At 48.6% G+C, this 18,810-nt stretch carries 14 protein-coding genes; 13 read left to right on the forward strand and 1 reads right to left on the reverse strand.

All coding sequences use genetic code 11. The features are described 5' to 3' along the window. The first annotated feature begins 46 nt into the window (after positions 1 to 46). The 10 genes from hldE (at position 47) to E1N14_RS04130 (ending at position 14,053) form a co-directional block, all read left to right on the forward strand. Positions 47 to 1,477 (forward strand): bifunctional D-glycero-beta-D-manno-heptose-7-phosphate kinase/D-glycero-beta-D-manno-heptose 1-phosphate adenylyltransferase HldE, encoded by a 1,431-nt coding sequence (gene hldE / locus E1N14_RS04085; RefSeq protein ID WP_062793522.1) that lies wholly within the window; start codon positions 47 to 49, stop codon positions 1,475 to 1,477. Further along, positions 1,477 to 2,304, forward strand: coding sequence for a hypothetical protein (locus E1N14_RS04090; RefSeq protein WP_051546989.1), 828 nt, complete (start codon positions 1,477 to 1,479; stop codon positions 2,302 to 2,304). Before hldE ends, E1N14_RS04090 begins: the two co-directional genes overlap by 1 nt. Positions 2,305 to 2,460: 156 nt before the next feature. Next, complete coding sequence (locus E1N14_RS04095) at positions 2,461 to 2,940, forward strand: TetR family transcriptional regulator (RefSeq protein WP_025010373.1); 480 nt, start codon at positions 2,461 to 2,463, stop codon at positions 2,938 to 2,940. 329 nt (positions 2,941 to 3,269) lie between these two features. Further along, positions 3,270 to 3,788: an Hcp family type VI secretion system effector gene (locus E1N14_RS04100; RefSeq protein ID WP_025890191.1), complete on the forward strand. Its 519-nt coding sequence runs from the start codon at positions 3,270 to 3,272 to the stop codon at positions 3,786 to 3,788. A 306-nt stretch (positions 3,789 to 4,094) separates the two neighbouring features. After that, the gene (locus E1N14_RS04105; protein ID WP_168429410.1) at positions 4,095 to 6,176 is read left to right on the forward strand and encodes a type VI secretion system Vgr family protein; all 2,082 of its coding nucleotides are present in this window, start codon (positions 4,095 to 4,097) and stop codon (positions 6,174 to 6,176) included. A gap of 6 nt (positions 6,177 to 6,182) precedes the next feature. Further along, positions 6,183 to 6,710 (forward strand): DUF4123 domain-containing protein, encoded by a 528-nt coding sequence (locus E1N14_RS04110; RefSeq protein ID WP_025012096.1) that lies wholly within the window; start codon positions 6,183 to 6,185, stop codon positions 6,708 to 6,710. A 4-nt stretch (positions 6,711 to 6,714) separates the two neighbouring features. Then, a complete protein-coding gene (locus E1N14_RS04115) occupies positions 6,715 to 10,650 on the forward strand; it encodes a hypothetical protein (RefSeq protein ID WP_152134875.1) in 3,936 nt (1,311 codons plus the stop codon). Continuing rightward, entirely contained in the window at positions 10,650 to 11,762 is a 1,113-nt protein-coding gene (locus E1N14_RS04120; RefSeq protein WP_062794011.1) for a sel1 repeat family protein, read from the forward strand. Before E1N14_RS04115 ends, E1N14_RS04120 begins: the two co-directional genes overlap by 1 nt. Before the next feature lie 11 nt (positions 11,763 to 11,773). Further along, on the forward strand, positions 11,774 to 12,922 hold the full coding sequence (locus tag E1N14_RS04125; RefSeq protein WP_025012101.1) for a hypothetical protein: 1,149 nt from the start codon (positions 11,774 to 11,776) through the stop codon (positions 12,920 to 12,922). Between the two features lie 15 nt (positions 12,923 to 12,937). Further along, entirely contained in the window at positions 12,938 to 14,053 is a 1,116-nt protein-coding gene (locus tag E1N14_RS04130; protein ID WP_152134876.1) for an SEL1-like repeat protein, read from the forward strand. 351 nt (positions 14,054 to 14,404) lie between these two features. Here the strand turns inward: E1N14_RS04130 and E1N14_RS04135 are convergent, their stop codons facing one another. Beyond that, complete coding sequence (locus tag E1N14_RS04135; protein WP_025012161.1) at positions 14,405 to 15,421, reverse strand: IS110 family RNA-guided transposase; 1,017 nt, start codon at positions 15,419 to 15,421, stop codon at positions 14,405 to 14,407. 905 nt (positions 15,422 to 16,326) lie between these two features. On the opposite strand from E1N14_RS04135, the gene tssB reads away from it, so the two are divergent. From tssB to tssE, 3 genes are all read left to right on the forward strand, one after another. Beyond that, the gene (gene tssB / locus E1N14_RS04140; protein ID WP_025012103.1) at positions 16,327 to 16,815 is read left to right on the forward strand and encodes a type VI secretion system contractile sheath small subunit; all 489 of its coding nucleotides are present in this window, start codon (positions 16,327 to 16,329) and stop codon (positions 16,813 to 16,815) included. Positions 16,816 to 16,900: 85 nt separating this feature from the next. Then, complete coding sequence (gene tssC / locus E1N14_RS04145; RefSeq protein ID WP_025889984.1) at positions 16,901 to 18,376, forward strand: type VI secretion system contractile sheath large subunit; 1,476 nt, start codon at positions 16,901 to 16,903, stop codon at positions 18,374 to 18,376. Positions 18,377 to 18,381: 5 nt separating this feature from the next. Then, the gene (tssE, locus tag E1N14_RS04150; protein ID WP_051472870.1) at positions 18,382 to 18,810 is read left to right on the forward strand and encodes a type VI secretion system baseplate subunit TssE; all 429 of its coding nucleotides are present in this window, start codon (positions 18,382 to 18,384) and stop codon (positions 18,808 to 18,810) included.

The following is an 18,810-nucleotide window of genomic DNA, read 5'->3' on the forward strand; positions in this document are numbered from 1 at the left end:
ATTAGGTACAATCGGGGTTTATTTTGCCTAATAAGACAAGTCCGTTATGAAGGTAACTCTGCCCCCATTTGAAAAAGCCAAGGTTCTGGTGGTTGGTGATGTGATGCTCGACCGTTACTGGGTTGGCCCAACCGGCCGTATTTCACCCGAGGCGCCTGTACCTGTGGTACGTATCAATCAGATAGAGGATAGGCCCGGCGGAGCAGCCAACGTGGCGCTGAATATCGCAGCGCTGGGCGGCTCGGTGCAACTGGCCGGTATTGTCGGAGCCGATGAAGCCGCATCGGCCCTGAATACAGGTGTCAGTACTCTAGGTGTGGAGCCTAAGTGGCTGACGGTTGAAGATAAACCCACAATCACCAAATTGCGGGTACTGAGTCGTAACCAACAGCTTATCCGCTTGGATTTCGAAGAGACCTTTGCCCAGGAGCAGAGTCAGGCGCTATTGGCGCAGAGTGAAGCTCTACTGGACGATTGCAAGGTGCTGGTGCTGTCTGACTATGCCAAGGGTGCCATCTTTGAGCCTCAGGCCTTTATCGCCAAGGCCAGAGCCAAGGGGATCAGTGTCTTGGTGGACCCCAAGGGCAGCGATTTCGGCCGTTATGCCGGTGCCAGTTTAATTACTCCCAACATGAGTGAGTTTGAGGCTGTGGTGGGTACTGTCAGCTCGGAAGCCGATCTGGCGGCCAAGGCCCAGGCTTTGATTAGCAAGCATCAACTGGGAGCGATTCTGGTTACCCGCTCTGAAAAGGGCATGACACTGATCACCAGCGAAGGGGATGAGCTGCATATCCCTACAGTGGCACGGGAAGTCTATGATGTGACCGGCGCCGGAGATACTGTGATCTCGGCACTCGCCACAGCTTTGGCGGCCGGCAGCGACCTGCCGCAAGCCTGTGCCATTGCCAATACCGCCGCCGGTGTGGTGGTTGGTAAACTGGGCACTTCCACCATCAGCCGCATTGAACTCATCGAGGCCCTGGCTCAACATCAGGGAGAGTCAGGCTTTGGTGTGGTCAGCGAAGATCAACTGCTGTACGCCATGCAGCAAGCCAAGCTCAGAGGTGAGCGGGTGGTGATGACCAATGGTTGCTTTGACATACTCCATGCCGGGCACGTCAGTTACCTCAAAGAAGCCCGTGCCTTGGGCGATAGATTGATTGTGGCGGTCAATGATGACGCTTCGGTTAAACGGCTCAAAGGCGAGGGGCGTCCGGTCAATAGTCTTGAGCGGCGAATGACAGTACTGGCGGGGCTGGCCGCTGTCGATTGGGTGGTGCCTTTCAGTGAAGATACACCGCAGCGAGTGATCTCTAGATTGCTGCCGGATCTCCTGGTCAAGGGGGGCGACTACCGGGTGGAGGAGATAGCCGGAGGTGAAGAGGTGATCGCCGCCGGTGGCAGTGTCAAGGTGCTGGGATTCGAAGATGGTATCTCCACCACCGCCATTATTCAGAATATTATGGCCAAGCCCTGATGTTGATGGCGGCGCTGCTATCGGGAAGCGTGTTTTGGGCTGATGTAGGTCCAAAACAAGCCTTGATATGCCCGCCATCGGAACTGCCACTGTGTCTGCAACAACTCCCCGATAGAGTCAAACAACAACTGCCCCTGTCTCAAAAGGCTTTCTTCGATGCACTGGGAATGAGAGGCGCCATGTCTCTGCCCGTCGAAGATGATAGCGTTGCCGGTATGGTTCTCTGGGTGCCGCACTATCTCCCACAAAGTCAAACTGCTATCTGGAACGGCCAAAACCATGAAATGCTGTTGCAGCATCAGCCGCAACTAACCCTGTGGCATGAATTGGGGCATCTGGAAGTAAAGCGCTTGCAGGGAAACATTCTGCCTACTGAGTTGTCTGAATTGGACCACGAGTGGTTGGCTGATACTTATCTCGCTTGGCGTTGTGCTAAAGAATGGAACAGTCTGGAACTTGTGTGGCAACAATACCACCGTCGTAACCTGGCAGTATTTTCCGATATCGGCAATTTGTCACATTGGAGCCCACTTTATCTGATACAAGTGTTAAATAAGTATGATCTGAAACAAATCGCGGAATTTGCTGATTTTGCTACATTTGTGCTCAGTTTTTATCCAGAGATCCGCCATTATTCTCCAGGTGAAGTGGCAGAGTTTTCCAGCTTGCTGCAGCATCTCTTTAACCGGGCTGGTCGGCAAACCCTTCCTGGCTATATGTTTTGGCGTCGTGAGCAACTGGGCAAAGTGCTGCAACCCACTCTGAAACAGTTGGTGGGAACTGAAATGGCCAATCGTTGGTTGGTTAAAGAAAAAATGTTGCAATAATGTGACAAATAAGGCTTTTTTTCAGCTGTCCTAGCTGAACCCTTGCTGAACAAAAGTGAAAAACGCTGTTAACACCCCTCTTTTTGGCAGTATTCTCTCTATGCCTTTGATAAGCTCGTTGGCAATAAAAACAACGGGGATAAGAGGCAGACAAGAATGGCCAAGCGTTCAAAGGCTCAGACTGAGCTGACTATCAATCAGATTATGGACGAAGCTCTCAAACAAATCTTAACTATTGGTTTTGAGGCTATGTCTTACACAACTCTTTCAGAAGCAACGGGGATTAGCCGCACGGGGATCAGTCACCATTTTCCGCGCAAAATCGATTTTCTTGCCAGGTTGGATGTGCGCATTGGTCGGCTGTTTTTGGCCGCTCTGGATTTTTCCAGTGTTGAAGCACTCGAAAAATCCTGGATGCAAGCGCTGCAACAAGCAGAGCACAGGGCAGTATTGAGACTCTTCTTTAGTCTCTGCGGACACAACAATCCTGAGATAACCCTGTTTCGCGCCGTGGCCATGGCCAGGGAAAATGCCCAGATAGAGCTGGGTGAAAAGGGCGAGCAGATGATCAACGATCTCCTGGGGCGCAGCGCCGTTATGTTGCTTTCCGATCCCGGTATCGCCTGCGCCGCTTGAAATTCCGTTTAAGCGACTCTCATTCAAGCGATTCATAGGGATAAAAAAACAGCAAGCTAAGGCTTGCTGTTTTTTTATCCATTCATTTCTTTTTAATGTACACAAAATCCAATCGACTTCAGCTTATTCCTTGGGCCACTCTTTCAGGCCACTCTTTCGGGCAAGAATTTGCCCGGCGAGCAAAAAATTGCCCGGGTTCGGGCAAGAAATTGCCCGGAGAGTGGGGGTGGGTTTGGATGTCGTTGTAAAACAGTGGCTTACGATTTGGCATGCTTCTGGCATTGGGTGATGAGGTTTTATCACTCATTCAACAGTAAAAGGAATTAACCATGCCAACACCATGTTATATCTCCATCGAAGGTCAAACCCAGGGCAACATCACCGCAGGCGCGTTTACAGCCGAGTCAGTGGGCGACATCTTTGTGGAAGGTCATGAAGACGAGATGCTGGTTCAGGAATTCAACCATGTGGTGACAGTGCCGACCGACCCACAGTCAGGTATGCCTTCGGGTCAGCGGGTGCACAAGCCGTTCAAGTTCACCGTGGCGCTGAACAAGGCAGTGCCTTTGATGTACAACTCGCTGTCATCCGGTGAGAAGCTGAACAAGGTTGAGTTGAAGTGGTACCGCACCTCTATCGAGGGCAAGCAGGAGCACTTCTTCACTACCAAGCTTGAAGGTGCGACGATAGTGGACATCAACTGCCACATGCCACACTGCCAGGACCCGAACAAGGCGGATTTCACTCAATTGGTTGAGGTGTCAATGGCCTATCGCAAGATAGACTGGGACCACGTGAGTGCCGGTACTTCAGGTGCGGATGACTGGCGCAAGCCCATCGAAGCCTGATAGTGTGTGTCAGCCACCGCCTTGCGGTGGCTGTTTGCCATTGGGGTGTTTTCTGGCGGGGACGTCAACTGACAGTGTAAACGGTTGATTGAGAGCCAGAGAGCAGGCCAATGGCTTTTGGTGCAATTCGGCTAAACGGACATTCAACAGACATTCGAGTCAATCGCATTTAAACCAAGAGCAAAACGGCACTCAGCGAGCGGAGCTCAACGCCTTCCCCTAAAACAAGGGAAGCCGGGGCTCAGACAGCAAGAGCTCAGACAGCAAGAGTACCGCGAAAGGACAGGGACAATAAGGACAGCGAAGATGAGTCATCAAGGGAGCGGCATGCGTTTTGGATTCAAGGCGGGCAGTTTGGCAGAGGATAGCCTGTCGGTGCTGTCGTTCAAGCTGAAAGAATCGCTGTCGAGTCCTTATGTGGTAGAGCTTGAGTTGCTGAGTCGCCGGGACGATATAAAGGCGAGCGACTTGGTGGACCAGAGCGGGGTACTGAGTTGGTGGCAGGACGGCGAATGCCAGCGAGAATTGCACGGCATAGTAAGCCGCTTTGGCCGCGGCGACAGCGGCCATAGACAGACCCGCTACCGGCTGAGACTGGAGCCGGCCCTGAGCCGCCTGCAACTGCGGCGCAACAGCCGCATCTTCCAGGAAAAGAGCCTGACCGACATCATCGCGGTACTGTTCGGTGAAATGGGCATTACCGATTACGCCTTTCGCTGTGACCCGCGCCATGAAAGCCGCAAACGGGAATACTGCGTGCAGTATGGCGAGAGCGACTTTGACTTCTTCGAACGCCTGACCCGCGAAGCGGGACTGTTCTACTACTTCGAGCACAGCAGCGACAAACATACCCTGGTGCTGTGCGATGCACTGGACAAACTGAGCCTGAGCCCCCACAGCTACCCTTACAACGCCCTGGCGGGAGGACGCGCCGAGCAGGCGAGTGTCCGCAGCGCCGAATACCGCCACCGCCGTGCCGAGAGCGGGGCCACCCTCAAGGACTACAGCTTCCGCAAACCGGCCTACAGCTTCCTGCAACCGAGCACAGAGGATGCAGACTGGCAACAGAGCGGCTATGAACACTTCGACTACCCGGGGCGCTACAAGGACGATGCCGACGGCAAACTGTTCAGCAAGGTGCGCCTGGCGGGACTGAGACGGGAGAGCGAACAGCTGCTGCTCAAGAGTGACCAACTGCAGGCGTTGAGCGGGCAGAAGTTTGCCCTGAGCGAACACCCGGATGCGAGCCTTAATCGCGAATGGGTAATAGTGGCTGTCAGCCACACAGGCGAGCAGGGCAATGCGGCGGAAGAGGACAACAACAGCCGCGGCACGACTTACAGTAACGAGATAGTGGCGGTGCCATCCTCCATGCAATGGCAGGCGGAGCCGAAAGCCAAACCACAGATGGCGGGGCCGCAGATAGCGACCGTGGTGGGGCCGAAGGATGAAGAGATATTTTGTGACGAATACGGCCGGGTGAAGGTGCAGTTCCCCTGGGACAGATATGCCAGGGGTGACGAGCACGGCAGTTGCTGGATACGGGTCAGCCAGGGCTGGGCCGGTGGTCAGTATGGCTTTATGGCACTGCCGCGGATAGGGCATGAAGTGATAGTGTCGTTTCTGGACGGCGACCCGGACCAACCCATCATCACCGGCCGGGCCTTCCATGCGGTGAACCAGGTGCCTTACGCGCTGCCGGCCCACAAGACCCGCACTGTGCTGAAGACCCAGAGCCACAAGGGCGAGGGCAGCAATGAGCTGAGGTTTGAGGATGAAGCGGGGGAAGAGGAGATTTACCTGCATGCGCAGAAAGACCTGAACTTACTGACCGAGAATGACAGGCACGAGCATATCAAGCACGACAACCACCTGGATGTGGACAATGAAAGGCGCAGCCGCATCGGCGGCAACGACCACCTGACGGTGTTGGGCGAGTCCCGTCAGCAGGTCACGGGCGACAAGAGCCTGATAGTGGATGGCAGCTTACATCTAAAAGCCGGCTCCGTGTGGGTCAATGAAACCGGTGATGAAATTCATATCAAGGCGGGGCAAAAGGTGGTGTTGGAGTCTTCCTCTGAAATCACAGTCAAAGCCGGTGGCAGTTTTGTCAAAGTGGACCCGGCCGGGGTGCATCTTTCCGGCCCAGGGATCAACCTTAATGCCGGCGGCGGCGCAGCATCAGGCAGTGGTTATAGCGGCAAAGCGCCGGAGCTTCCGGGAGAAGTGGCCGCTGCCGAGCTTCCTAATCCCTTACCTCTGCAATTGGCTCCCGCCAGCATGGAAATGCTCTCCTACAACAATGTCGCCGTGGCTCGCTTGTGCCAAAAGCAAACCGATGGCAGTTGTCCTCTGGAAGATTGCCCTTGCTTGAAGCACAAGGGGTAATGGGCCATGAGTGAGTTACTGCCTGAATTGGCCGGTGTCGAGTATTGGATGCTGACCGACAAAATTCGTTATCCCAAGGTGATGCAGCTGGCTTATCAACATGAAGCGGCTCCCGAATTGGCCGATCTCTTCATCAATAGTCCATTTGCCTACCTGATGCCACAGAGCCCGGTCATCTTTCGTTTGCGCCACGACAGCAGCCTGTTGTCCATATGGCAAAATGACTCCCTCTGGCGCAGCTCGGCGGTGATTTTTGCCAGCCAGACCGGGGCGTTCGACACACTGAAACAACACTTGCTGGCCCTGTTACAGCCCAGGATCCTGGGGCGCCAGACCATCTTCAGATATTACAGCAATCAAACGCTGGACCCCTTGTACTCTGAACTGGATGCCGATGATAGGGACACCCTTCTGGGGCCGGTCTCGGCGCTTTGGTGGGTCTCCCAGCAGGGCGAAATCAGGTCTCTGAAACACACACCCAAAGCCGTTGAAAGCTATAGCTTTAATTCAGCGGTTTTTAGTAAATGGATTTAGTTAAATGAATCATAAAGATAACTTGGCACTTAGGGCCTGCCAAAACGTCCAGGATGAATGCCTGAGAATGTTGGCCGACTATCACAAAATGGATTATGCCGAATTGGCGAACATGAATACTCTGGAGCTGCAGAATAAATTCATCAGTTGGAAGTATGAAGTCGTACCAATTGACGTCAACAAGCATCTGCCTACCGTTACGCCTCCAGAGGATGGGGCCTGTGGAAAAGGAATTACAACCTGTGAAGGTGCCTATGTGGAGTATGAAGACGTACTCTATGTGCCAAATCATCCAAAGGATGGGAAGCGCTATTGGTATGCTCTGACCTCTGAAGCGTTAGAAAGACTCAAGCAAGAAAGACAGCATTTGCAACTCAGTGACATGGATATCAATGCGCCCGACTTTAATGAAAAGATGCTGCAAAAGCTCAATGAGCTTGGGTTGCTCTCTCGTTATGACTATTTACCGTATGAGATATTTCTTTCTGATGCGGCAGATAAAGAAAGGTACAAAACATTATGGTTGCTCAAATGGACCCAAGGGCTGGGACTCTGGGTAAAAGCTGAACTTAATGAGTTGGATGATTATGCTCGCAGCGTAGGCTTTGAGTTGCTGGCTAAACATTCCTTTATCAAGAGTGAGGTTGAGCTGCGCGTAAGAGCGGCTAATCATTACCCATCAGGCTCTTTGGATAGCTTGAATATCCAATATGTCTTGGGCGAGGCCAGAAAGAAAATTGAATTAGAACTGAAAGAATATGTGTTGGCTGAATGCAAAAAGCTGGAAGATAAAGCCAAAAAACAGGCCAATGGTTGGGAAACCGATGATGGCACTAAGTTTATTTATGATGAAAATTTGGATTATTTTACCAGTGATAAAGAGAAGAATGTAGGTCTCTATGTTAGCAGTCTGAAACGCACTTTGGGATTTGAGTATAAGTCATTAACTTCTCAAAGTGATAGTGAGGCTGCTAAAACAGTTAATTATTTCTGGGGAGAAGAGTTTTTTCAGTATGATGATATTTTTAATGAGTCAGAAACTTCCTGGTCTAAATTAAGTAATCTTAGTGGTTCTTTAGGCTATGATACTAGGAAATATGGTTTTTACTGGAATCTTTTGATGTTTAATCTTTCCGGTATGGTCCTCAAGGAACAATGTCTTACATTAGAAGAGCTGAATAATAATAATCTATATAAAGAGATGTTTTCTTCATATAGGCAGTATTCAAAAAAATATAATGCTGTTGTGAATGTTCGGCGTTCATCATTTTTTGGCGATGATGAACTGAATAATGAACAGGTAGAACTTCTTTTTGAGCTGTTACAGAAGGATCGAAAACAAAAGCATTTTGAGCAATCGGATGACTATGTCTGGCTCAAGGCTTTCATGGAGAGTGGCGGTTTTCAGTGGGGCTATTGGGATACGGTAGCTCTGGATATTAAGCTGGATGCTTTTTGGGAGAAGCAAGTTAAAGACCTACGGCAGATAAAACTGGAATCCATTCCGGATTTCTTTGAAAAACCCTTGTTAATCAAGAAGGCCTGTAAAGTTCGAATGGATTACTGGAAGACGCTTGCAAACTCCAGAGCTCAAAAGGGCGATGTGAGCAATATCAGTAAGAAAGTCAACAAGAAATCCTATTCAGTGCTTTGGAATTTTGAAGACTGGAGACCTGCCGTAAAACACCCGGGCATGATAATGAATCTGCCTGATAACAATGATCTCAGGGTTGTTGAATGTTATCTGCTCTCAGAAGGAGATGAAGGTACCCCTTTCTACCTCAGAACCCCATCTTGGTTGCTACCCGCATCCTCGGAAAAGCACCTGGTTAGTTCAGGTAAGGGGCATGTTAAAGACATTTCTCAGCGGGTGGCCTTATCAGCCTCAACCAAAGCGGTTGAATCCAAGGAGGAGCGTGACGAATTAAATGCGGTTGAAGCGCAGCAGAAAGAACCTACGCTGAACCAATTTCCCAAGGATGTGGTCGAGACAGTCAAACAGACAAAAGTCCGACTGCCTAAAGATGCATACAAGAAGTTTATGAATCAAATTTCTGAGAATAAACAACTTTCTCTCGATATGTCCTTGATTCATTTTCAAAATGAGCATTCTTTACTGGGCAAGGATTGGGCCTACCAATCCAACACCAGTATGGATGGCTATACTGTTTCCGCTGATGCCCAACTTATGCGTTTCACCTCATCGGCAAGCAGTTCTTTAACGGCTCCGGGGTTGGCTATCCAAGGTTCTGAAGTAGCCAAAAGACTCAGTGGAGACACTGCGCTTAATCTATCTCTGGATCTGGCCAGAGCACAATTGGGTTTCAGTGCCTGGTTCCCCTTGGGAAATAAGGCTCCCGGGAACGCTTATGTGCCTTATAACCCCATGCCAGTGAAAGGGTTACAGCTTGATTTTCCCTATATTGCACGCAAGTCAGGTAATGAAGTCAAGCAACTGTATCAAGCCGGTGAAATTTGTTTTTGGCTACAGGTAACCACATACGGCCTTATAGCAGCCAGTTTGAATTTGGCTACAAACATCAGCATAGGTCCCAGTGCAGATGGAAATGATGTAGGTGTTAAAGGCTCGGCGTTTCGGCCATCGGGTTATAATCGTTCGAAAATAAAGGCCGAGGGGCCTGAGAATGTTATAGAAGGGGCCGCCCAGGCCGGAGCCACTGCGGAACTGTTTGCCGGTGCAGAAGTCGGCGGCACGGTAACAGGAGAAGTTCATTGGAAACCCCCAATGTCTTCCGATGTTCTTGATAAGACGCAAGAGAAGGAAGCGAAAGAGACGAAGCAAGATAAGGGGCAATTAAACACCAATCAGTGGCGAAAGCTCGGTTCAATAACTGCCGGCGGCGCTGCAGGGATAGGTATTGGTGTTGAAGGGACATTTCGTTTGGGCTATGACGCGGGTTGTTTCTTCTTGGTCGTCGGCGCCAAGGTCGTTTGTGGCCCTGGGGTAAAGGGCAGCTTGAATATTGCAATCGACCCTTTCAGTACAGATCTTTTTGTTGGCTGTTTGTTGAACATGCTAAAGCAGAGTGGCTTTAGTCGCCTGGCCGTCTTTGACGATGAAGACTCCAAGCTTTTTTATATACTCAACCAAAGATTGACCTTGGCAATCGCCACAGGGCTCAGTCTGGCCGATATATTACTATTCCCTCCAAGGGTTTACGCAGATTGGCTGCATAAGTCGACTCAGGAAGATTATGCGCCTATCATCGCTAAAAATATTTTGAAGGTGGACAAGCAGAAAAAAATGCAGAGTTGGTTGCTTAATCTACCTCCAGAATCTTTGGCGCCGCTCTTTGATGCCTTGATTGCAATGCCTGGGGGCAAGAGTAGTGGCACTCAAGCTGAAGCATTGTTGTTTATTATGCAGCAACTGCAACCGGGAGACGATACAAGGGAGGTTGTATTGCGCCGCCGCCAATTTACCAAGGCGCTGGAGTTAATGGGAGTGAAGGAGGGCCAGGAGGCGGCCTCTTATCTCAGGCGTTGGCAAAGAGTACTAGATAACTGGTTAAAGTTAGCTCACTTTTTCTCCAAGATTGATGGCCAAATAGACGAACAGGATATAAAGGTCGTTCAAGGTGAGTTTAATAAATATATTGGTCTGCTGTGTAGTGGGATGTGTTGGTATTCCAACGAATGGGATGAGCCAGGGATTGGTCGTGATGGCAAACCAAAGCGTAAGAGTGCCTATGGCTGTTATTTAACCCCCGAAGGGTTACAGGCCATGGTCGATGCCAAAATAGTCGATCCCGATAGCCAAAAATACCAGACTCTGCAAGAATCCGTCATCGAGGCAGAAAACTTGGCCAGGCTTGAACGCGGGCGAGATGGCAAGTTCAAGCAAAGAACTTGGAGTCTGACTGAGTTGGATACCCTACCTGCCCCTTCCAGAACAAAGAAAATAGAGGGCTTGCTTTGATGGTGCAGATTCAAAGATCAAAATTTAATAAAACCCATAAATTAATCATTGCAGCATTGGTGTTATTGATATGCTTGCTCGGGTTATCGCTATATGGCGGCCAGAGTACACAACCCAGCCAACATGCTGCGATTATTGAAAATGATGAGTTACTGGCTTTGGCTGCCGAGAGCCAGCCCAATCCGGACATCTATGCCAGTAGTTTGGTCAAACCCGGTGATTCTTTGTTTGCCGGTTTAAAGGCGTTGCAGGAGGGTAAGGATGATATTGCCGTTGAGGTTTTCGGTAAGATGGCTGAGGAAGGGAACATAGGTGCCATGTTATGGTATGGACTGACCAATATGGGCGCCGGTGTATACGGTACTGCTTCAGCTGTAGAGTGGATTAACAAAGCGGCTCAGCAAGGAAATCCCTATGCGATGCGGCGCTTGGTACCGGCGGGAGAAACCCTGCAAAATTGTGAGTGGTATTTAGGCCAATACTGCGACGACGCCTGGGCAGACAAGGCGCGGGAAGCTTTCCTACAGCGCTTGCAAGCCAACCCCGATGATGTACTGAGTCGTTATGCAGCCTCCATGAATGCCGACAGGGCGGCAGAAGCGGCCAAGCAGAAGTATTATGCCCCTATGGTTAGCCAGGCGCATAAATATGGCCGGGCTTATGAGGCTGGTGAACTCAACGAAGCCGATGCAGCCAAGGTGGTGACTCTACTCAAAATGGCGGCCAATGATAACTTTGCACCGGCAATGGACATACTGGCAGGTATTTTCTATAAAGTTATCGGCTTTGAGATGGCTAATTATTATGCCAAAAGAGCATTTCATTTAGGTTTTAACTCCTTAAATGCCATTATCCACGTGAATACTAAAGAGTGGCTTAAAGGAACGAATCGGGATGAAATGCTGGTTGCTTTATCCTATATATATGCTGCTGAAAAGTATTACAGGAAAAGAAATATAGACTTTATCATTATAGATGATATCAATAAGGGGGGGACGCCAGTGACCGATGAGGAAATTTCAGTTGCCAAAAAAAAGGCTGAAAAGATCATCTCAGAAATAACGCCGGTTATTTATATCGATGCAATTTACGATGTGGAAGTCTATCACTAGCAGAGGTAAGCATGGATGCGACTGTGGGCACAATTATAGAAAGGTTCGAAAAAATCTCTGAAAAGAAGAAGCGGGCCGGGTTACTGTTGCTGGCGGTAGCCACGTTTTCTGCTCTCTTGGCCGTTGTTATCTACTTATATATCAACAGAGATCTTAGCTATTCGCATCAACCCATTCTTGAAAATAAGGAGCTCTTGGCACTTGCAGCCAAGAGTCAGCCTAATCCGGACATTTACGCCAGCAGCGTGATTAAACCCGACAACCCCTTATTTTCAGGACTCTATAAGTTGCAACGACTTCAGTATCAGGCGGCCAGTAGTGAGCTGGCCGCCTTTGCCAGTAGCGATAATTCAAAGGGAATGTATTGGTATGGTTTGGCATCTTTGGGGTTGAATATACTCAGTTCTGATGCGCCGAGTATGATAGAGCGGTCAGCTAAGCTGGGTAATCCCTATGCGATGAAAAAACTTGTTCCCACTAAAGATGAAGAGAATATCTGTCACTTTTACTTGGTGGGTTTCTGTGACCGGAGTTGGGCAGATAAAGCGCAGCAAGCCTTTGAAGAAAGAGTAAAAAATAATCCGACAGATGTGCAGGCTCGTTATGCTGCCTCAAAGGCATTGGATAGAGCTGCTGAGGCAGCTAGGAATAAGTATTATGCACCGTTAACGGATTTGGTAGTCGAGTATATGGACACCCATAGAAGTAATGTCCGTACAGTTGAAGAAAATAGAAAGTTAGCACAGCTATTAACCTTGGCAGCAAACAATAACTTTGTCCCTGCTATGAATATGCTTGCTATGCGTGCTTTTGTTGATACGATTGGTTATGGTAAATCAATATTCTGGGCTGAAAAGGCTATGCTGCTCGGAAGTGATTCTACTAGCTCAATATATTTTAGAAATAAGGAGATGTTTAATAAGACATCTGATCGAGAATATCTTGTACGTGCACTTCCTTATGCATATGTTGCGAATGATTATTTTGGTGATGATGCGATTTTACGATTTTTAAAAGATGATGTCAGTAAAATCGAAAAGCCATTTGTGAAAGCTGAATTGTTTAATGCCAAGGAAGAAGCGAAAAAAATTATTGAGAAAATAACCCCTGTTGTATATATTGATGAGTTATTCGATCATCGTTATTATAATTATTATTAATCCTATTATCTGTAGATGAGACAACAAACGGTTAAGTTTAAATTAGTTGCTTTTAGTGTTTCATTGCGAACAATCGGAACACTGGTGTTATCGATATGCTTGCTCGGGCTGTGGCTATATGGCGGCCAGAGTACACAACCCAGCCCCCATGCTGCGATTATTGATAATGACGAGTTACTGGCCTTGGCAGCCGAGAGTCAGCCCAATCCGGATATCTATGCCAGTAGCTTGGTCAAGCCCGGTGATCCTTTATTCAAAGGTCTATATGAGTTGCAGTCGCTGAGAAAGGATTTGGCCGCAGAGGCACTCTTGCCGCTGGCTGAGGCAGGCAACAGTGATGCCATGTTATGGTATGGCATGACAGTCTTACGACTCAGTGTTCTGTCTGGTGGAGACAAATGGATCCATGAGGCTGCTATGGCTGGAAACCCCTATGCGATGCGGCGTTTGGTACCGGCGGGAGAAACCCTGCAAAACTGTGAGTGGTATTTAGATCAATACTGCGACGATGCCTGGGTGGACAAGGCGCGGGAAGCTTTCCGGCAGCGCTTGCAAGCCAATCCCGATGATGTACTGAGTCGCTATGCAGCCTCCATGGATGCCGACAGGGCGGCAGAAGCGGCTAAGCAGAAGTATTATGCCCCTATGGTAAGTCTGGCATTCGATTATGGTCTAGCTTACGAGGCTGGTAAACTCAGTGAAGCCGATACAGCTAAGGTAGTGACTCTACTCAAAATGGCGGCTAACGATAACTTTGCACCGGCAATGGATATGCTGGCGGGTATTTTTTATAAAGTTATCGGCTTTGAAATGGCCAATTATTATGCTAAAAGAGCATTTCATTTAGGTTTTAACTCCTCACGTTCAATTATTCACGTGAATAGGAAAGAGTGGCCGAAAGGAACGAATCGAGATGAAATGCTGGTCGCTTTATCCTATATATATGCCGCTGAAAAGTATTATAGAGAAAGTAATGTCGACTTTATGATTATAAAAAGCCTTGATAAGGGGGGCGCACCTGTAAGTGAAGCTGAAGTTTCAGCTGCTAAAGAACAAGCCGAAAAAATCATCTCAGAAATAACGCCGGTTATTTATATCGATGCAATTTACGATGTGGAAGCCTATCACTAGCAAGAGCATGGATACGACCAGACCAGGCAAGACAAGATCTCTGCTGATGTAGTTATATCTCAGCAGGGATCTTCGCAACCCATATATGGACCCATCCCGTTTGCAAGACATTTGATTTCAATTTGAGAAGAGTTCATTGCACCCATATATTCGGCCTGTTACTGAGTTAAATCTCTGGCCCTGATGGATATGTGCTTCTACTTTCCTCATCATCCCTGCGGCTTCACGATGAGCCTATGGATTCAACAGGTTTTAAGTAGAACAGTCTGACTGTCTCATCATCAAATCAATTGTCACCGCAACTTGGTGATAGGTTGGCATTATCTTACTTCACAACCTGATTTATAAGCTTCATGTCGCCGGCCGATACGTTTCTTCTTTGGCCGCTATGACCCAGGCAATTCTGGCAAGCTTGTTGGCTACTGCAACGCAGGCGCGATTAAAGCCTCGACGCTCCACGAGGGCCTTCGCCCATAGGCTGAGCTTATCGGTTTTGTGCTCGCAGTGACGCAAAATGGACCTGGCACCATGAATGAACAAGGTTCGTAGATAGGCATTGCCTCGCTTACTGATCCCCTGCAGATTATCCTTGCCGCCACTGCTGTGCTGCCTGGGCACCAGACCGCACCAAGCTGAAAAATGGCGGCCATTGTGAAATGCCTTCCCCTCCCCAACAGCGGCATAAAATGCCGTCGCAGTGACAGGACCAACCCCCAAGACGGTGCCTAATCGTTGGCAGATAGGATTATCAGCATTTTCCTGCAATACCTGCTTTTCACACCCTTTCAGCCTGTTCTCAAGTTCGACAAACTCATTATACAGTCCATGGAAAATCGCTCGACCTTTGGCTGTGAGTGCATTCTCACCGTCTTCCAAAATGTCGGGCAATTGACTGCGAAAGGCCGTTTTTCCCTTTGCCAGCACGATGCCATATTCGGCCAACATGCCTCGAACCTGATTCACCAAGGCGGTGGTTTGCTGTGTGAGTCGCTCACGAACCCTGTGCAACATCTGCACATCTTGTTGTTCGATAGATTTGGCGGGCACGAAGCGCATGTTTGGTCGCTGAGCCGCCTCCGCTATGGCAAGGGCATCGTTGTAGTCATTTTTATTTCCCTGCCGATAGGGAATGACATATTGAGGAGGGATCAACTTAACCTGATGACCAAGGGCAGTAATTTCCCTGTTCCAATAGTGAGCGCCACCACAGGCTTCAATCGCGACCAGGCAAGGTTCCAACTTAGCGAAAAAACCGAGTACTTCTTTTCGTTTAAGCATTTTCTTGCGCACCAGCTTACCTGCTTTGTTGACCGCAACAGCGTGGAACACCAACTTTGCGATATCCAAACCGATGGTTGTAATCTTCATAGTGGACCCATCCTCTTTCCAGATGACTTTCAACAACTTCATCGTGGCCCATTGCGAGGCCGGTTAAAAGGGGATGGGTCCATTCCATTATCCCTGCAAATAAGGAACTCTTGGCCTTGAAGGAGTCCCTAACCATTCGGGCCTTCCTGCAGCATTTACCTGTTTAAAGAAGTCACTCCAGATCCAGCGAAAAGGTGCTGATTTTTTGGGGATCCCTGGCACCACTCACTTCCTTGTCGAGGATGCTTAGAGATAACACTTTTCTAGCTTGTATCGAATAGGTTTGGAACCTCTGCCGCCATCCAAGATGCCGGGCAGCTAGAATGATGTGCCAAAGCAGGAAACAATGGGCAAAGAAAAGTGGTCACTGTTTGTAGCATTCGCGGCGAGCTCGCCTCGCACACACTTCTGTTTACCTATATAGAGCGCGTATGGGACCCATAGGTAGCTTCCTTAATGGTCCTTTGCTTCCTTGGTGACTCTCTGCTCTCTAGTCTCTGGTCTCTGGCTTGGTTTTTGACCGGTTACTGTAATTTAACAAACGCTAATACTTAGGTCTTGGTTTTTTCCCGCTTTTGCAGAATAGGCCAAGGATCTTTCTTTATTCACTGTAAGAGATCTCTTACTTTTTGCATTTGAAACTGACTTTTTAATGGCATGCCATCTCTATAAAAAAGTAGTTTTGATTATCTAATGTTCTTAAATTTAGCCTTTTGGGATAATATGCACCCTACTAAAGTATTATGTGTTTTAATATTATTGTTTCCTTTGTTAAATAAATGTAGTTGCGCCTATTATACTAAGGTCTGAAACGCCGATTGACTATAACTTGTTGGGCTTGTAAGTTAGGTCTGCTTTTGAAATGGACTTACCAGTCGTAAAAGATCTTATATGGAGATAATCTCATGGCGAAAGATGGTTCAGTCGCTCCGAAGGAACGTATTAACATCAAATATGTTCCCTCTACGGGTGATCAACAGAGTGAAATGGAACTTCCTCTTAAGTTGTTGGTTTTAGGTGATTTTAAGGGTCATCCTGAAGACTCTCAATTGGAAGAGCGTAAGACGGTTCAAGTTGATAAATCTAATTTTGAATCCGTTATGAAAGAAGCCAATCTGTCAATTTCTGCGACAGTTGACAATAAATTGACAGATGAAGATGGTGCTGAGTTGTCTGTTGATCTTAAATTCGATTCCCTCAAAGATTTCTCACCTGATTCTATCGGTGAGCAGGTTCCTGAAATTCAAAAGTTAATCGAACTTCGTGAAGCTTTGGTTGCACTTAAGGGACCATTGGGAAATATTCCTGCCTTCAGAGCCAAGTTGCAGGAATTAATTGCAACGGAAGAGTCTAGAGAAAAGCTGCTGAGTGAATTGCAGCAGATGGAACAATAATTCAAGCCAATATAAGCCGTTATGGAGATAGGCTGTGGATTATGTCTCGGATATAGACACAAGTGTAATTGAGGAATCAAAATTCATGGATGTTCAAAATCAAACATCAGGCGCTTCCCAAAGTGCCAATGCAACTCTGCTCGATCAGATAATGGCACAAACCCGGATGGCGCCGGTGGATGAAGGCTATGACATTGCTCGCCGTGGTGTTGCTGCTTTCATCGGTAACATTCTGGAGACAGACAACACTGCCGAGCCGGTCAACAAGGCTCTGGTCGATAAGATGTTGGTTGAGCTGGACAAGAAGATCAGCCAGCAGATGGATGCCATTCTGCACAATGAAAAGGTGCAGCAGATAGAATCAGCCTGGCGCAGCCTCAAGCTGTTGGTTGACAGAACCGATTTCCGTGAGAATATCAAAATTGAATTGCTGCACGTCACCAAAGACGAGCTGCTGGATGATTTTGAATTTTCACCGGAAACTGCTCAGTCTGGTCTGTACAAGCATGTTTATTCTGCCGGTTACGGCCAATTCGGTGGTGAGCCTGTTGGCGCTATCGTCGGTAACTATGCCTTCACCCCTTCGACTCAGGATATGAAGCTGCTGCAGTACGTTGGTGCTGTTGGGGCCATGGCTCATGCGCCATTCCTGTCTTCAGTTGCGCCTGAATTCTTCGGTGTCGACTCGTTTGAAGAACTGCCGAATCTCAAGGATCTCAAGTCTACTTTCGAAAGCCCCAAGTACACCAAGTGGCGTGGGCTGCGTGAGTCTGAAGATGCTCGCTACATAGGTCTGACGGCGCCTCGCTTCCTGCTGCGTGTGCCTTATGACCCAATCGATAACCCGGTTCGCAGCTTTAACTATCGTGAAAATGTCAGCGCCAGCCACGAAGATTACCTCTGGGGTAATACAGCGTTTGCTCTGGCTACCCGTTTGACCGAGAGCTTCGCCAAGTATCGCTGGTGTCCTAACATCATTGGCCCACAGAGTGGTGGTGCGGTGGAAGATCTGCCGGTACACGTGTTTGAATCCATGGGCGCTTTGCAGTCCAAGATCCCGACTGAAGTCTTGATCACCGACCGTAAGGAATTTGAACTGGCCGATGAAGGCTTTATCAGCCTGACTATGCGTAAGGGCAGTGACAATGCGGCCTTCTTCTCTGCCAACTCGATTCAAAAGCCCAAGGTGTTCCCCAACACCAAGGAAGGCAAGGAAGCCGAGACCAACTATAAGTTGGGTACCCAGATCCCTTACATGATGATCATCAACCGCCTGGCACACTACATCAAGGTGTTGCAGCGTGAGCAGATAGGTTCCTGGAAAGAGCGTCAGGATCTGGAGCGCGAGCTGAACAACTGGATCAAACAGTATGTCGCCGATCAGGAAAACCCACCGGCAGATGTTCGTAGCCGTCGTCCTTTGCGTGCCGCCAAGGTTGAGGTGATGGATGTTCAGGGCGATCCAGGTTGGTATCAGGTTTCCATGGCTGTGCGTCCGCACTTCAAGTACATGGGTGCCAACTTTGAACTGTCGCTGGTAGGACGTTTGGATCAGGAGTAATCACGTTGTTGAACGATGATTTCTCCGGAACTTTTGGTGTTGGCTTCTTTGAACGCTTGGGAGCCGAACGCCAAAGTGGATATGGCGACAGCAGCTTGGATGCTGTCGTCGATTCCATCAAACGTAATGTTTCACATATTCTCAATACCCGCATTGGAGAAAGCCAGAGCTGTCCTGAACTGGGACTGTTCGATTTCAATGATGCCAGTTCCGGCAGTGTGGATCTTGGCCTGAGGATGCGTAACGGAATCAAGGCTTGCCTGAGCCGCTTTGAACCCAGGCTGACAGATATTGATGTCAGTGTGTTGTTCGATGAGGGCAATCCGATGAACCTCAGGTTCCACATCTACGGCAGCATCAGAGTGGCTTCCAACAAGGATAAGTTGAAGATCGATTTGTTATTGGATAACAGTCGCAGATACAGAGTGGTTTAG

The sequence above is a fragment of the Shewanella algae genome (genome assembly GCF_009183365.2).
Classification (GTDB): domain Bacteria; phylum Pseudomonadota; class Gammaproteobacteria; order Enterobacterales; family Shewanellaceae; genus Shewanella; species Shewanella algae.

Excerpts from the sequence above, each read along its gene's own strand:
- hldE (WP_062793522.1), top strand. The coding sequence starts at position 47 with ATGAAGGTAACTCTGCCCCCATTTGAAAAAGCCAAGGTTCTGGTGGTT.
- E1N14_RS04090 (WP_051546989.1), top strand. The coding sequence starts at position 1,477 with ATGTTGATGGCGGCGCTGCTATCGGGAAGCGTGTTTTGGGCTGATGTA.
- E1N14_RS04095 (WP_025010373.1), top strand. The coding sequence starts at position 2,461 with ATGGCCAAGCGTTCAAAGGCTCAGACTGAGCTGACTATCAATCAGATT.
- E1N14_RS04100 (WP_025890191.1), top strand. The coding sequence starts at position 3,270 with ATGCCAACACCATGTTATATCTCCATCGAAGGTCAAACCCAGGGCAAC.
- E1N14_RS04105 (WP_168429410.1), top strand. The coding sequence starts at position 4,095 with ATGAGTCATCAAGGGAGCGGCATGCGTTTTGGATTCAAGGCGGGCAGT.
- E1N14_RS04110 (WP_025012096.1), top strand. The coding sequence starts at position 6,183 with ATGAGTGAGTTACTGCCTGAATTGGCCGGTGTCGAGTATTGGATGCTG.
- E1N14_RS04115 (WP_152134875.1), top strand. The coding sequence starts at position 6,715 with ATGAATCATAAAGATAACTTGGCACTTAGGGCCTGCCAAAACGTCCAG.
- E1N14_RS04120 (WP_062794011.1), top strand. The coding sequence starts at position 10,650 with ATGGTGCAGATTCAAAGATCAAAATTTAATAAAACCCATAAATTAATC.
- E1N14_RS04125 (WP_025012101.1), top strand. The coding sequence starts at position 11,774 with ATGGATGCGACTGTGGGCACAATTATAGAAAGGTTCGAAAAAATCTCT.
- E1N14_RS04130 (WP_152134876.1), top strand. The coding sequence starts at position 12,938 with ATGAGACAACAAACGGTTAAGTTTAAATTAGTTGCTTTTAGTGTTTCA.
- E1N14_RS04135 (WP_025012161.1), bottom strand. The coding sequence starts at position 15,421 with ATGAAGATTACAACCATCGGTTTGGATATCGCAAAGTTGGTGTTCCAC.
- tssB (WP_025012103.1), top strand. The coding sequence starts at position 16,327 with ATGGCGAAAGATGGTTCAGTCGCTCCGAAGGAACGTATTAACATCAAA.
- tssC (WP_025889984.1), top strand. The coding sequence starts at position 16,901 with ATGGATGTTCAAAATCAAACATCAGGCGCTTCCCAAAGTGCCAATGCA.